At 68.7% G+C, this 14,385-nt stretch carries 13 protein-coding genes; 5 read left to right on the top strand and 8 right to left on the bottom strand.

Going from position 1 to position 14,385, the window contains the following annotated elements; translation table 11 throughout:
* Positions 1-21: 21 nt before the first annotated feature.
* Positions 22-1,071, bottom strand: coding sequence for a uroporphyrinogen decarboxylase (gene hemE / locus AB431_RS12010; protein ID WP_047333336.1), 1,050 nt, complete (start codon positions 1,069-1,071; stop codon positions 22-24).
* A gap of 260 nt (positions 1,072-1,331) precedes the next feature.
* Between hemE and AB431_RS12005 the strand changes: the two genes are divergently transcribed.
* Both AB431_RS12005 and AB431_RS12000 read left to right on the top strand, forming a co-directional pair.
* A complete protein-coding gene (locus tag AB431_RS12005) occupies positions 1,332-1,913 on the top strand; it encodes a DUF3000 domain-containing protein (protein ID WP_047330115.1) in 582 nt (193 codons plus the stop codon).
* 1 nt (position 1,914) lies between these two features.
* The gene (locus AB431_RS12000; RefSeq protein ID WP_047330114.1) at positions 1,915-3,198 is read left to right on the top strand and encodes a ribonuclease D; all 1,284 of its coding nucleotides are present in this window, start codon (positions 1,915-1,917) and stop codon (positions 3,196-3,198) included.
* Position 3,199: 1 nt separating this feature from the next.
* Here AB431_RS12000 and dxs read toward each other — a convergent pair whose 3' ends face one another.
* Together dxs and nhaA are read right to left on the bottom strand one after the other, a co-directional pair.
* Positions 3,200-5,116: a 1-deoxy-D-xylulose-5-phosphate synthase gene (dxs, locus tag AB431_RS11995; RefSeq protein ID WP_047330113.1), complete on the bottom strand. Its 1,917-nt coding sequence runs from the start codon at positions 5,114-5,116 to the stop codon at positions 3,200-3,202.
* A gap of 28 nt (positions 5,117-5,144) precedes the next feature.
* The gene (nhaA, locus tag AB431_RS11990; protein WP_047330112.1) at positions 5,145-6,467 is read right to left on the bottom strand and encodes a Na+/H+ antiporter NhaA; all 1,323 of its coding nucleotides are present in this window, start codon (positions 6,465-6,467) and stop codon (positions 5,145-5,147) included.
* Positions 6,468-6,522: 55 nt separating this feature from the next.
* Here nhaA and AB431_RS11985 point away from each other — a divergent pair, with 55 nt between their 5' ends.
* Entirely contained in the window at positions 6,523-6,987 is a 465-nt protein-coding gene (locus tag AB431_RS11985; RefSeq protein ID WP_047333335.1) for a hypothetical protein, read from the top strand.
* A gap of 173 nt (positions 6,988-7,160) precedes the next feature.
* Here the strand turns inward: AB431_RS11985 and AB431_RS11980 are convergent, their stop codons facing one another.
* The gene (locus AB431_RS11980) at positions 7,161-8,357 is read right to left on the bottom strand and encodes a class I SAM-dependent RNA methyltransferase (protein WP_047330111.1); all 1,197 of its coding nucleotides are present in this window, start codon (positions 8,355-8,357) and stop codon (positions 7,161-7,163) included.
* 7 nt (positions 8,358-8,364) lie between these two features.
* On the bottom strand, positions 8,365-10,359 hold the full coding sequence (locus AB431_RS11975) for an APC family permease (protein ID WP_047330110.1): 1,995 nt from the start codon (positions 10,357-10,359) through the stop codon (positions 8,365-8,367).
* A gap of 88 nt (positions 10,360-10,447) precedes the next feature.
* On the opposite strand from AB431_RS11975, the gene AB431_RS11970 reads away from it, so the two are divergent.
* Both AB431_RS11970 and AB431_RS11965 read left to right on the top strand, forming a co-directional pair.
* Complete coding sequence (locus tag AB431_RS11970) at positions 10,448-11,125, top strand: TrkA family potassium uptake protein (protein ID WP_047330109.1); 678 nt, start codon at positions 10,448-10,450, stop codon at positions 11,123-11,125.
* Position 11,126: 1 nt separating this feature from the next.
* Entirely contained in the window at positions 11,127-11,810 is a 684-nt protein-coding gene (locus AB431_RS11965; RefSeq protein ID WP_047330108.1) for a TrkA family potassium uptake protein, read from the top strand.
* On the opposite strand, the gene AB431_RS11960 is transcribed toward AB431_RS11965, so the two are convergent.
* The 3 genes from AB431_RS11960 to AB431_RS11950 all read right to left on the bottom strand — a co-directional run bounded on the left by AB431_RS11960 (position 11,807) and on the right by AB431_RS11950 (position 14,318).
* A complete protein-coding gene (locus AB431_RS11960) occupies positions 11,807-13,225 on the bottom strand; it encodes an MFS transporter (RefSeq protein WP_047330107.1) in 1,419 nt (472 codons plus the stop codon). The two genes, AB431_RS11965 and AB431_RS11960, sit on opposite strands and share 4 nt — an antisense overlap.
* A gap of 5 nt (positions 13,226-13,230) precedes the next feature.
* On the bottom strand, positions 13,231-13,845 hold the full coding sequence (locus AB431_RS11955) for a DUF3159 domain-containing protein (RefSeq protein ID WP_082135883.1): 615 nt from the start codon (positions 13,843-13,845) through the stop codon (positions 13,231-13,233).
* 101 nt (positions 13,846-13,946) lie between these two features.
* Entirely contained in the window at positions 13,947-14,318 is a 372-nt protein-coding gene (locus AB431_RS11950) for an OB-fold nucleic acid binding domain-containing protein (protein ID WP_047330105.1), read from the bottom strand.
* Between the last annotated feature and the right edge of the window lie 67 nt (positions 14,319-14,385).

Genomic DNA, 14,385 nt, shown 5'->3' with positions numbered 1-14,385 from the left:
GCTCCTGCCCTCCGGAGCCGGTCACAACGAGTGCACCAGTCCCACCAAATCGGTCAGCACGCCCGGGTCGGTGGCCGGAAGGACGCCGTGCCCCAGGTTGAAGATGTGCCCGGCAGCCCCGGCGTCGACCGCCAGACGCCCGTCGTCGATCACCGAACGCGCGGCCCGCTCGACCACCGGCCAGCCGGCGAGCAGCACGACCGGGTCGAGGTTGCCCTGCAACGCCACCTTGGGACCGACCCGCAGAGCGGCGTCGGCCAGCGAGGTCCGCCAGTCGACGCCGACGACGGTCGCGCCGGCCTCCCCCATGGCGCCCAGGAGTTCGGCGGTGCCGACCCCGAAATGTGTCATCGGCACCCGGTAGTCGGCCAGCGCGGCGAACACCCGCGAGCTGTGCGGCAGCACGTGGGTGCGGTAGTCGGCCAGCGACAGCGTGCCCGCCCACGAGTCGAACACCTGGATGGCGTCCACCCCGGCGTCGAGCTGCACCTTCAGGAAGGCGATCGTCAGGTCGGTCAGCAGCCCCATCAGCGCGTGCCAGGTCGACGGGTCGGCGAACATCATCGCCTTGGTCCGCTCGTGCAGTTTGCTGGGGCCGCCTTCGACCAGATAGGACGCCAGCGTGAACGGGGCACCGGCGAAGCCGATCAGCGGCACTTCGCCGAGCTCGCCCACCAGCATGCCCACCGCGTCCGAGACCGCGCTGACCCGCTGCAGCTCAAGCCCTTTCAGGGCCTTGACGTCCGCCGCTGTGCGAACCGGATTGTCGATGACCGGGCCGACGTCGGGGACGATGTCGAGTTCGATGCCCGCGGCCCGCATCGGGACCACGATGTCGGAGAACAGGATCGCCGCGTCCACGCCGTGCCTACGCACCGGCTGCAACGTGATCTCACTGATCAAGGCGGGGTCGAAGCAGGCCTGCATCATCGTGTTCTTGGCCCGCAGTTCGCGGTACTCGGGCAACGATCGGCCGGCCTGGCGCATGAACCACACCGGGACGCGGCTGGGTTTGCGGCCAGTGGCGGCAGCCAGATAGGGCGCCTCGGGCAGCTGGCGACGGGTACTCATCGCGTCCATGTTCCCACGAGCCCGCGGGGCCGGCCCACGAGCCCTAAGCCGCCCTGAGCCCTACCCGGGTCGCTCCGCTCCTGCCCGCCGGAGCCTATCCCCGGGTCGCTCCGCTCCCGCCCGCCGGAGCCCTATCCCGGGTCGCTCCGCTACTGCCCGCCGAAGCCTATCCCCGGGTCGCTCCGCTCCTGCCCGCCGGATGGCACCAAATCGGCGCGCCTGCCCGCTGGACCTCGGCGATAGGGCTAGCGTCTTTTGGCGTGACCACTGCGGAACCCGCGCTTTTCCGCGAGGCGGTGGCGGCGATGAACACCGCCCAGGTGCGGGCGGAGATCGAACTCGGTCCCATCCGTCCACCTCAACGTCTCGCGCCGTACAGCTATGCGCTGGGCGCCGAGGTCAAGCACCCCGAGGCCGACATCGTCCCGGAGACCTCCGACGGCGACGCGTTCGGCCGGCTGATCCTGCTGCACGATCCCGACGGGTCAGAAGCCTGGGACGGCACCATGCGCCTGGTCGCCTACATCCAGGCCGACCTCGACTCCAGCGAGGCCGTCGACCCACTGCTCCCCGAGGTCGCCTGGAGCTGGCTGGTCGACGCCCTGGACAGCAGGTCCGAGCACGTCACCGCCCTGGGCGGCACCGTCACCGCGACCACCTCGGTGCGCTACGGCGACATCTCCGGCCCTCCACGCGCACATCAGCTCGAAATGCGCGCATCGTGGACGGCCACCACCATGGCGCTCGACACTCACGTCCAGGCGTTCTGTGAAGTCCTCGAACACGCCGCGGGCCTGCCACCGGTGGGAGTGACAGACCTCGGTTCCCGCTCACGCGCCTGATATGCCAGACCACGACGATGACGCCGCCGGCGCGGCGCCCGATGCCGCAGCCGAGGAGGCTCCCGAAGCGACTCCGCTGCTGCGCCCGGCCGACGGTGTGCCGCCGGTGTCGGTCAGCGTCGACGAGATCGCCCGGGCGGCAGACCAGCTGGCGAAGGGCTCCGGTCCGTTCGCCGTCGATGCCGAGCGCGCGTCGGGATTCCGCTACTCCAACCGCGCCTACCTGATCCAGATTCGTCGCGCCGGGGCCGGCACCGTGCTGATCGACCCGGTCAACCACGGCAGCAGTCCGATCGACGTGCTGCGGCCGGTTGCCGAGGTGCTGGGCGAAGACGAGTGGATCCTGCATGCCGCCGATCAGGACCTGCCCTGCCTGGCTGAGGTGGGGATGCGTCCGCCCGCGCTCTACGACACCGAATTAGCCGGTCGCCTGGCCGGTTTCGAACGGGTGAATCTGGCCGCGATGGTGCAGCGACTGCTCGGGCTGGGCCTGGCCAAGGGCCACGGCGCGGCGGACTGGTCCAAACGCCCCCTGCCCGAAGCCTGGCTGAACTACGCCGCGCTGGACGTGGAGGTACTGATCGCACTGCGCGAGGCGATCGCCGAAGAGCTCGATGAACAACGCAAATCTGATTGGGCTGCAGAGGAATTCGAGCACCTACGGCGCTCCGAAGCCGCGCCGACCCGCCGCGACCGGTGGCGGCGAACGTCAGGCATCCACAAGGTGCGCGACCGCCAGGCGCTGGCCGCGGTGCGCGAACTGTGGACTGTGCGCGATCAGATCGCGCGCCGCCGCGACATCGCCCCCGGACGGATCCTGCCGGATGCCGCGATCATTGCCGCGGCCGTCGCCGACCCGAAGACCGTCGAGGAGCTGACCAAGCTGCCGATCTTCGGCGGCCACAAACAACGCCGTAGCGCCCACGTCTGGTTGGCGGCACTGGAGTCGGCCCGCACCAATTCCGACCCGCCGGACAGCGCCGAGCCGCAGAACGGGCCGCCGCCCGCGGTGCGCTGGGCCAAACGCAAACCCGAGGCGGCCGCACGGCTGGACGCCGCCCGCGCGCGCCTGTCCGAGCTGTCCGAGCGGGTCCGCGTCCCGACCGAGAACCTCGTCTCCCCCGAACTCGTCCGCAGGCTGTGCTGGGACTGGAAGGAGACCGACGATGTCCGCGGGGCTGTCGAGGCCGCGCTGCGCGAGGGCGGGGCCAGGACATGGCAGCGCACACTGGTCGTCCCGGTGCTGGCCGAGGCGCTGAGCGCTCCTGCCGCCGAGGCGGATTGAGTCAGTTCGTCTTCTCGGCGGAGTCGCTGACCGTATCGTCGATCGTGCCCAGTGCGGCCACCCAGCCGGTGACCTGACGGGCGATGTTCTGCTCGGTCAGGCCGATGCCCTCGAGCACCTCGCCGCGCCCGGCATGATCCAGGAACTGTTGCGGCACACCGATATCGCGGCACGGCACGTCGATGTCCGCGGCGCGCAAGGCGGCCGACACCGCGGATCCGACACCACCGTGCACACCGCTGTCCTCCATCGTCACCACCAGGTTGTGGGACGCGGCAAGCGGTGCAATCCCATCGGGCACCGGAAGCACCCACCGCGGATCGACAACCGTCACTCCGATGCCCTGATTACGCAGTCGCTGTGCGACTTTCAGTGCCATCGGCGCGAACGAGCCCACCGCGACGAGCAGGACGTCGTTGCCCAGACCGTCGGCCGGGCGCGCCAGGATGTCCAGGCCCGACACCCGCTCGAGCGCCGGAATATCTTCGCCCACTTCACCTTTGGGGAACCGGATGGCGGTCGGACCGTCGTTGACCTCGAGTGCCTCGCCGAGCTCCTCGCGCAACCGGGCGCCGTCACGCGGCGCGGCCACCCGCATCCCTGGAACAATGCCGAGAATCGACAGGTCCCACATGCCGTTGTGGCTGGCGCCGTCGTTGCCGGTGACTCCCGCCCGGTCCAGGACAATGGTGACCGGGAGCTTGTGCAGCGCGACGTCCATCATCATCTGGTCGAACGCGCGATTGAGGAACGTGGAGTAGATCGCCACCACCGGATGCAGGCCGCCCATCGCCAGGCCGGCCGCCGACGTCATCGCGTGCTGCTCGGCGATGCCCACGTCGAAGAGCCGGTCCGGGAAGCGTTCCCCGAAGGCCGACAACCCGGTGGGGCCCGGCATTGCCGCGGTGATCGCGACGACGTCGCGCCGCTTGGTCGCATAGGAGATCAGCGCGTCGGAGAACACCGACGTCCAGCCGGGCGCCGCCGACTTGGTGGCCAGCCCGGTGTCGGGGTCGATCACACCGCAGGAGTGCATCTGCTCGGCTTCGTCGTTCTCGGCAGGCGCGTAGCCCATGCCCTTGCGGGTCACCACGTGCACGATCACCGGCGCCTTGAAGCCCCGGGCGTACCGCAGCGCGGTTTCGACGGCGTGTTCGTCGTGGCCGTCGATCGGGCCGACATACTTCAGGCCGAGGTCGGTGAACAGCACCTGTGGGGACAACGCGTCCTTGATCCCGGCCTTCACACTGTGCATGGCCTGGTAGCAGGCTTCGCCGATCACCGGCATACCCCGCACAGCGACCCGCCCGCGCTCCAGCACCCGCTCATAGGCCGGCTGCAGCCGCAGCCCGGCGAGGTGGTCGGCCAGTCCGCCGATGGTCGGTGCATAGGATCGGCCGTTGTCGTTGACGACGATGATCACCGGCCGTTTGGCGGCGGCGATGTTGTTCAGCGCTTCCCAGCACATGCCGCCGGTCAGCGCACCGTCGCCGACGACGGCGACGACGTGCCGGTTGCGATGTCCCGTCAACTCGAAGGCCTTGGCCAGGCCGTCGGCGTACGACAGCGCGGCGGAGGCGTGGCTGGATTCGACCCAGTCGTGCTCACTCTCGGTTCGCGACGGATAACCCGACAGACCGTCTTTCTTGCGCAGCGTGTCGAATTCGGCGGTGCGCCCGGTGAGCATCTTGTGGACGTAGGCCTGGTGGCCGGTGTCGAAAAGGATAGGGTCATGCGGCGAGTCGAAGACCCGGTGCAGGGCGAGCGTCAGCTCCACCACACCGAGATTGGGCCCGAGGTGGCCGCCCGTGGCAGCGACCTTGTGGATCAGGAACTGGCGAATCTCGGCGGCCAGTTCGGTCAGCTGCGCCTGGGACAGGTGTTGCAGATCGGCAGGGCCGCGAACCTGTTCAAGCATTCGGCCAGTCTACGCACCGTAGTAGTGATCAGTCCTGTCCAGACTCGTAGACATCCGGCACACCGTCGTGGTTGTCGTCGCGCTTCTCCAGCTCCCACACCAGCCGGTAATGCCGGTTGCGCAGGCGCAGCACGACCGCCGCGAGCGCCGCGGCCAGCAAACTTCCTGCGAGCACCGCGACCTTGACGACGTCGTGTCGTTCGGAGCCCGGATCGTAGGCCAATTCGCCGATCAGCAGGGATACCGTGAAGCCGATCCCGGCCAGCATCGAGATGCCGAGCACGTCGACCCAGCGCAAAGCCGAATCGAGACTTGCGCGGGTCACCGCGGACAGCAGCCAGGTGGTGCCGAAGACCCCGACGGTCTTGCCGAGAACCAGCCCCGCGACGATGCCCATCGCGATCGGATCGGACAGAGCTGTTATCAAACCGTCATAGCCGCCGAACGTCACACCGGCGGCGAAGAACGCGAACACCGGTACCGCGAACCCCGCCGACACCGGGCGCATTCGGTGCTCGAAGTGCTCGGCCAGCCCGGGACCGGCGTCCGGGCCACCGGCCGCCGCGCTGCGCAGCACGGGCACCGTGAAGCCCAGCAGCACCCCCGCGACCGTCGCGTGCACACCGGATTCATGCACGAAGGCCCAGGTGAGTGCGGCCAGCGGAATGAGCAGCCACCACGACCGGACCCGCCGTTGCACCAGGACCGCGAACAGCGCCAGCGGGATCAGCGCGATCAGCAGCGCGGCAAGGTTGATCTTCTCGGTGTAGAACACGGCGATCACCGTGATCGCCAGGAGATCGTCGACGACCGCCAGAGTGAGCAGGAAGGTTCGCAGCGCGCCCGGTAGATGCGTGGACAGCACCGCGAGCACGGCCACCGCGAACGCGATGTCGGTGGCCGTCGGGATGGCCCAGCCGCGGGTTGCGCCGTCGCCGGCGTGCAGCGTGAAAGCGACGAAGATCACCGCGGGCATCACCATGCCGCCCACCGCCGCGGCGATCGGCAGTGCAGCACGGGCGGGATCGCGGAGGTCACCGGCGACGAACTCGCGCTTGAGTTCGAGGCCGACCACAAAGAAGAAGATCGCCAGCAGCCCGTCGGCCGCCCAGCCGCCCAGAGTCAGATCGAGATGCAGGCCCAGCCGATCGCTGCCGACGTGGAACCCACCGAGCCGGTGATAGGCCGCCGACCATGGCGAGTTGGCCCAGATCAGGGCAATTGCAGCGGCCGCCAGCAGCAGCCCCCCGCCGACGGTTTCCTTGCGGAGGATCGCGCTGACGCGGGAGGTCTCCGACCACGAACCTCGGGCCAGCAGGTGACGGCTGGGGCGATCGGTCACGGGCTCCATCGTTGCCGACGTGGACGCCAAACGCGGAATCGACTCCGATACCGTCGGAAAAGTCATGATCATCGAGCGGCAGAACACGATCGACGCACCCGCCGAGCGGGTGTGGGCGCGCATCGTGACGCCGGACGGCATCAACGACGAAATGCGGCCGTGGATGACGATGTCGATGCCGCGCGGCGCCGAGGACCTGACGGTGGACACCGTGCCGGTCGGCGCGCCCGTCGGCCGCTGCTGGCTGCGGCTGTTCGGCGTGGTGCCGTTCGACTACGACGACCTGATGATCGCCGACCTGCGCCCGGGTTACGGGTTCGACGAGCAGTCCACGATGATGTCGATGCGCAAGTGGCGCCATCAACGCACCCTCGAACGCGGGCCTGCGGGCACCACCACCGTGGTACACGACCGCCTCACGTTCGAACTACGCGCACCGCTGCGGCCGCTCACGCCGATCGTCGCGATCGGCATCCGGGCGCTGTTCGGCCACCGCCAGCGCCGGTTGCGGCGACACTTCGCTACGTAGGCACCCGGCGCTGCCGATCGGATACCGGCCACACGTACGGCAGGTCGTCGGGTACGCCGGAAAAGTGCGGGCCCGAGTGCCGTGCGTCGCAGCGCAGGTGTCGCCCCGCCCCGTGGCACCACGCCGCCCAGATGTGGAGACCGCAGCTCGCCAGTGCCCGTTCGTATGCCGCGCTAGCGCGTGAGTACCGCCACGCACTCGACGTGATGGGTGAGCGGGAACGAGTCGAACACCCGCAGCTCCTCCACGGCGTAGCCCTGCTTGCGGTAGAGGCCGACATCGCGTGCGAATGCTGCTGCCTCACAACCGATGTGGATGACCCGGGGTACCTCGGCCGCCGCCAGCTGGTCGATGATCTCGCGGCCGGCACCGGATCTCGGCGGGTCCAGCACCGCAACGTCGGCGCGGCGGCGCTGCGCACCCAGCACCCGGCGGACCGAGTCAGTGACCACTGACACGCAGGTGAGGTCGGCCAGCGCCGCATCCGCCGACCGCGACGAACCTCGTGAGGTGTCGACGGTGATCACCTCACCGGTGTCGCCGACGCCTTCGGCGAGTACCGCGGCGAAGACGCCCGCACCGCCATAAAGGTCCCATGCCGTCATCCCGGGCTCCAGGCTCGCCCACTCCCCGATCAGGCCGCTGTAGATGCGCGCCGCGTCTCGGTGGGCCTGCCAGAACGCGGTGACCGGTATCCGCCAGACGCGGTCACCAACACGTTGCACCGCTTCGTAATTGCCCTCCACGACCCGGGTCGACGCCTTGCGCCCCGACCGCGGCCCGGACTGCACGACGTGGCGCTGACCGTCGTCGTCGACGGCCACGTGGATGTGCGCGCCCCCTGACCACGTCGCGTCCGCGAGGCCGGCGAGCATCCCGGCCGGCAATTGGGCACAGTCCAGATCGGTGACGAGTTCCGAACTGTGATATCGGTGGAACCCCGCGCGCCCCTGCGCGGTGGTGTCCAGCCGCACCCGGGTGCGCCAGCCACGCGCGGCGCCGTCGCCGAGCGGTTCGGCCACGCCGTCCCAGTGGAAATCCCCAAGGCGGGCCAACTGATTGGCCACCACCTGACCCTTGAGCACCCGCGCGGCCTCCGGAGTGGCGAATGCCAGATCACAGCAACCGGCCATGCCGACACCGGCGATCGGGCAGTGCGACTCCACCCGATCCGGCGACGGCTCGAGGATGTCGATTGCCTCTGCGTGCCAATAGGATCCGCGGTCGCCGGTCACCCTGGCGCGCACCACTTCACCCGGCAGTGCGTACCGCACGAACACCACCCGGCCGTCGTGGCGTGCCACGCAGCTACCCCCGTTGGCGGCCGCGCCGGTGCTGAGTTCCAGCTCGACCGTGTCCCCCTGGTCCACTATCGAGTCACTCCAAGAAACCCCGGCGCACGTCACCCGGGGCGTTCTGCGCCTGCAAATCGTGCACCCGTTCCGACGAATTGAGTTGCCACGGAACCGAAGTCACCATCACGTTGGGCATGAACAGCAGCCGGCCCTTGAGCCGCAGCGCGCTCTGGTTGTGCAGCACCTGCTCCCACCAGTGCCCGACCACGTATTCGGGGATGAACACCGTCACCACCGTGCGCGGCGCTTCCTTGCTGATCCGCTTGACGTAGTCCAGCACCGGGCGGGTGACCTCTCGGTACGGGGAGGCAACCACTTTCAGCGGGACGGTGATGTCGCTGGCCTCCCACTTGTGGACGAGCTGGCGGGTCTCTGAGTCGTCGACGTTGACGGTGATGGCCTCCAGCACGTCGGGCCGGGTGGCTCTGGCGTAGGACAATGCGCGCAACGTCGGCATGTGCAGTTTGGAAACCAGCACGACGGCATGGTTGCGGCTGGGCAGCACCACATCGCCCTGCTCGGCCTCCTGCTCGGCGAGCTCTCGTGCCACGGTGTCGTAGTGCTTGTGGATCGCCTTCATCAGAATGAAAAGGCTTGACATGGCCAGTATCGCGATCCAGGCGCCGGCGACGAACTTGGTGATCAGAACGACGATCAGCACGGCGCCAGTGGCGATGAAGCCGATCGTGTTGATCACCCGGGAACGCATCATGTGTCGGCGGGCGCGCGGATCGGTCTCGGTGCGCAGATGCCGCGTCCAGTGCCGGACCATCCCGATCTGGCTGAGCGTGAACGACACGAACACACCCACGATGTAGAGCTGGATCAGCGCGGTGACTTCGGCGTTGAACGCGACGACGAACGCGATGGCGGCCGCCGCGAGGAACAGGATGCCGTTGGAGAAGGCCAGCCGGTCACCGCGGGTGTGGAGCTGGCGCGGCAGGAACCTGTCCTGGGCCAGGATCGAGCCCAGCACCGGGAAGCCGTTGAACGCGGTGTTGGCGGCCAGGACCAGGATCAGCGCGGTGACCCCGGTGATCAGCCACAGGCCCAGCGGGAAACCGGCGAACACGGTATCGGCCAGCTGTGCCACCAGCGTCTTCTGGTGATAGTTCGCGGGCGCCCCGATGAGCTGCTCCTCGGGTCGCTCGGCAACCTTGGCGCCGGTCTCGATGGCCAGCACGATCATTCCGATGAACAACGCGATCGCGATGCCGCCGAGCAGCAGCAGCGTGGTCGCGGCGTTCTTCGACTTGGGCTTACGGAATGCGGGCACGCCGTTGCTGATCGCCTCCACACCCGTCAGTGCCGCACAACCGGACGAGAATGCCCGCGCCACAAGGAACACCAGCGCGAATCCCATCACGTCGCCGTGCTCGGAATGCAGCTCGAAGTGCGCGGACTCGGCCTGCAGATGGTCGCCGAGCACGTAGATCTGAAAGAACCCCCAGATGAGCATGATGAACATGCCGATGATGAAGGCGTAGGTCGGAATGGCGAACGCGGTGCCCGACTCCCGGATGCCACGCAGGTTCGCCGCGGTGAGGAGCACGATCGCGGCGACGGCGAAAGCCACCTTGTGCTGCGCGATGAACGGGAACGCCGACCCGATGTTCGACATCGCCGAGGCCATCGACACCGCGACGGTGAGCACGTAATCGACCAGCAGGGCGCTGGCGACCGTCAGGCCGGCCGTCGGCCCCAGGTTCGTGGTGACCACCTCGTAGTCGCCGCCGCCGGACGGATAGGCGTGCACGTTCTGTCGGTAGGAGGCCACCACCACAAGCATGACCAGCGCGACCGCCACCCCGATCCACGGCGCCATCGCGTACGCGGACAAGCCCGCGACCGACAGCACGAGAAAGATTTCCTCCGGCGCGTACGCCACCGAGGACATGGCGTCGGAGGCGAAGACCGGCAAGGCGATGCGCTTGGGCAGCAACGTGTGGCTCAGCTTGTCGCTGCGGAACGGCTGCCCCAGGACCAGCCGACGTGTGGCGGTCGAAAGCTTAGACACGAGTGCCAAGAGTAGGCCTTCGCCGGATTGGCTGTAGCGTTCCCCATACGGTCGGGTCGGCGGGTGACGAAGTCGAGAGGACAGCAGGTTGCGGGTAGTGGTGATGGGGTGCGGCCGCGTCGGCGCGGCGTTGGCCGACGCACTGTCCCGGATCGGCCACGAGGTGGCGATCATCGACCGGGATCCCACGGCGTTCCACCGGCTGTCGCCGGACTTCTCCGGCGAGCGGGTGCTGGGCATGGGATTCGATCGAGAAGTATTGCTGCGCTCGGGAATTCAAGAAGCCGATGCGTTCGCCGCCGTGTCCTCGGGCGACAACTCGAACATCATCTCCGCGCGGGTGGCCCGCGAGACGTTCGGGGTCAATCGCGTCGTCGCGCGCATCTATGACGCCAAGCGCGCCGCGGTCTACGAGCGGCTCGGCATCCCGACGGTGGCCACCGTGCCATGGACCACCGACCGGCTGTTGGGCGCGCTGGTCCGGGACACCGAGACGACCAAGTGGCGCGACCCGACCGGCACGATGGCCGTCGCCGAGGTGGCACTGCACGAGGGCTGGGTGGGCCACCGGCTGACGTCCCTGGAAGAGGCGACCGGTTCGCGCGTTGCCTTCGTGATCCGGTTCGGCACCGGCATCCTGCCCGAGCCCAAGACCGTCCTGCAGGCCGGTGATCAGGTCTACGTCGCAGCGGTATCCGGGCGCGCCGCCGAGGCGCTGGCGATCGCGGCACTACCGCCCGGCCCTGACGTCGAAGAGGGGCACTGACATGGTTGACAAACGACTCAAGGTGGCGATCGCCGGGGCGGGTGCGGTCGGCCGGTCCATTGCCCGCGAGCTGTTGGAGAGCGAGCACGAGGTAACGCTGATCGAGCGCAACGCCGAGCACCTCGACGTCGACGCAATCCCGGCCGCACACTGGCGACTCGGTGACGCCTGCGAGATCAGCCTGCTGGAGTCGGTCCATCTGCAGGAGTTCGACGTCGTCGTCGCCGCCACCGGTGACGACAAGGCCAACGTGGTGCTGTCGCTACTGGCCAAGACCGAGTTCGCGGTCTCCCGCGTAGTGGCGCGGGTCAACGATCCCCGTAACGAGTGGCTCTTCGACGATTCGTGGGGCGTCGACGTCGCGGTGTCCACGCCGCGGATGCTGGCCTCGCTGGTCGAGGAGGCCGTCGCCGTGGGTGACCTGGTCCGGCTCATGCAGTTTCGCCACGGCCACGCCAACCTCGTCGAGATCACGCTGCCCGACGACACCCCGTGGGGCGGGCGGCCGGTGCGCAAGCTGATCCTGCCGCGCGACGCCACGCTCGTGACGATCCTGCGCGGTCAGCGGGTGATCGTGCCGGAGGCCGACGAACCCCTCGAAGGCGGCGACGAGCTGCTGTTCGTGGCGGCACCCGAGGTCGAAGAGGAATTGCGCAAGACGGTGCTGTCGGCCTCGACCGGCTAGGTTCGGCGCAGCGGCGCCGGCGGCGGTCCATCACGGTCGCGACAGGCCGCGGTCGCGACCGACTCCGGGGACTGCTGACGCTGATCGTTGCGGATACCTACCGCTGACACGATTCCGGCGATCAGCAGCAATACCGCCGACGTCAGCGCGCCCCGCCGGAAACCGTCGAAACTCATTGCGCCACCGACAATCACAGCGGCGAACGCGATGGCGATCAACCCCGACACGCGTGCCACCGCATTGTTGATCGCCGATCCGATGCCGCTTTGCGCCGGTTCCACCGCCGCCAGGATCGCCGCCGTCAGCGGTGACACCGTAACCGACAGGCCCACCCCAAACAGCACAAGCCCCGGCACCGTCTGCACCCAGACATTGCCGTGCGACACCGCCATCCACACGAAGCCCGCCGCCGCGATCATCGGACCGGTCGCCATGTACCAACGCGGTCCGTGCCGGCCGGCCAGCTCACCGAAGCGGGCGGCCAGCAGGAACGACAGCACAGGCACCGGCAGGGTCGCGAGGCCGGCCTGCGCGGGCGACAGCCGGCCGACCTCCTGCACGAACAACGCGACCAGCAGCAGACCCAGAGATATGCCCGCGTACAGGAAGACGGTGGCGAGGTTGCCGACGGTGAAGTTGCGCTCGGCGAACACGGCGGGCGGCACCATGGGGTGGGCGGTATGGCGCTCCCACCAACCGAACACGATCAAACAGGCGGGCCCGGCGACCAGCCCGGCGACGATGAGCGGGTGCTGCCAGCCCAGCCGCTGCTGTTCGATCATCGCGAATACCGCCGCGCTCAGGCCCACCGTCGTGAGCACCGCGCCGACGACGTCGATGCGGGCGTTGCGCCGCGGCGCCAGGTCGGTCAGCTTCCCGGCGAGCACCACCGTCACAGCCAGCGGCACCACGTTGACGGCGAACACCCAGCGCCAGCCGAAGGCTTCGACCAGCACACCGCCCAGCAGCGGACCGATGACGAATGCGGTGCCCGTCCACGCCGTCCAGATCCCGATCGCGCGGGATTGTTCTGCCCCGGTGAACCTGGCGTTGATCATCGCCAGCGAGCTGGGCACCAGGAAGGCGGCGCCGAGACCTTGCACGCACCGGCCCGCGATCAGGACCGCGCCGCTGGGCGCCACCGCGCACAGCAGGGAGGCAACGCCGAACACGACCAGCCCGGCCCGCAGCACCGTCAGGCGTCCAAAAGTGTCGGAGATCGCGCCGGCGACCAGGATCAGGGCGCCCAGCGTCACCAGATAGCCGTCGACCACCCACTGCTGAATGACCAGGCCGCCACCGAGTTCGGCGCTGATGGCGGGTAGGGCGAGGTTGACCACCGAGCCGTCGAGGAAGGCGACGAAGGAGGCGAGCACCGCGACGGCGACCAGCAGGCGGTCGTCACGCGTAGACACCAGAATTAATCGCCTGCGGGTGCGGAATCAGTCTCATGACCGTGCGCGTGGGCGGCGTGGATCGCGCGCTGAGCGGCGCGGATCGCCACGTAGGTCACCAGGGCCGCGAGCGCGGTGAGCGGCCAGCCCATCGCGATGCGGGCCACGCCCAGCCACCCGGTTTGGTCGGCGTCATAGAGGTGGTGCTGCACGGCGAAGCGCGACGCGAACACCAGCACCCAGGTCAACGTCGCGAGGTCGAACGCGAGCACAGCGCGACGGCTGCGGCGCCAGCCACGGTCCTTGGTGTTGACCCAACTCCAGGCGTAGCCGACGATGGGCCGGCGGATGACCACCGAGATCGCGAACACCGCTGCCCAGATCAGCGACGTCCAGATGCCCAGCAGGAAATAGCCTTTCGAGGCGCCGACGATCCAGGCGATCAGCGCGCTGACGCCGACACCCAGGAAACCCGAGACGGCGGGCTGCACGGATTCGCGGCGGATCAGCCGCCACACCAGGATCAGGGCTGCAAGACCGAGCGCCGCGAAGATCGCGGCCGTCAACCCGAACGCCGTCGACACCGGGACGAACACGGCGACCGGTACGGCGGAGTAGATCAGCCCGCTGACGCCGCCCATTTGAGCCAGGAGCGCCTGGGCAGCCGTCTTCTCCTCGGGAGGCGCCGCAACGTCGTCGGTGCTCGGGCCGTCGGTGCGATCGCTGTCTTCGACGGGACGGCTCAAGTCTGGATCTCGTAGTGCGGGTTGTAGATGGCCTTGGTGCCGTTCTCCAAGGTGCCGAGGCGGCCCCGCACCCGTAGCGCCCGGCCCGATTCGATACCGGCGATGCGGCGCTGTCCCAACCACACCAGCGTGACGGTGTCGGTGCCGTCGAAGAACTCGGCGCGCACGCCGCCGGCACAGCCCTTGGCATTGGTCTCGACGCTGCGCAGGGTCCCCACCATGGTGACCTCCTGGCCTCGCTGGCAATCAATCGCTCGCTGGGCGCCGATGCTGGCGGCTTCATCGGTGAGCTCTTCGACGTCGCGCTGCTCAGGGTCCTCCGTCAACCGACGGGTGAGACGTCGGACGAAACTTTCGGCCGTAGCCATGGCCTCTCCTGATACTCCAGCGGATCACAATGCCAACGCAACGGTAGACCTCTTGCTGCCACGACGC

Origin of the sequence: Mycobacterium sp. EPa45 (assembly GCF_001021385.1) — a bacterium.
GTDB lineage: Bacteria > Actinomycetota > Actinomycetes > Mycobacteriales > Mycobacteriaceae > Mycobacterium.
The sequence above is the reverse complement of the archived record's forward strand: the minus strand, read 5'-3'. Positions and strand labels throughout refer to the sequence as shown.

Bases quoted from the DNA above. Each gene is read 5' to 3' on its own strand.
- AB431_RS11950 (WP_047330105.1), bottom strand. From the start codon at position 14,318: ATGGCTACGGCCGAAAGTTTCGTCCGACGTCTCACCCGTCGGTTGACG.
- AB431_RS11965 (WP_047330108.1), top strand. From the start codon at position 11,127: ATGGTTGACAAACGACTCAAGGTGGCGATCGCCGGGGCGGGTGCGGTC.
- AB431_RS11985 (WP_047333335.1), top strand. From the start codon at position 6,523: ATGATCATCGAGCGGCAGAACACGATCGACGCACCCGCCGAGCGGGTG.
- AB431_RS11955 (WP_082135883.1), bottom strand. From the start codon at position 13,845: ATGGGCGGCGTCAGCGGGCTGATCTACTCCGCCGTACCGGTCGCCGTG.
- hemE (WP_047333336.1), bottom strand. From the start codon at position 1,071: ATGAGTACCCGTCGCCAGCTGCCCGAGGCGCCCTATCTGGCTGCCGCC.
- nhaA (WP_047330112.1), bottom strand. From the start codon at position 6,467: ATGGAGCCCGTGACCGATCGCCCCAGCCGTCACCTGCTGGCCCGAGGT.
- AB431_RS12000 (WP_047330114.1), top strand. From the start codon at position 1,915: ATGCCAGACCACGACGATGACGCCGCCGGCGCGGCGCCCGATGCCGCA.
- dxs (WP_047330113.1), bottom strand. From the start codon at position 5,116: ATGCTTGAACAGGTTCGCGGCCCTGCCGATCTGCAACACCTGTCCCAG.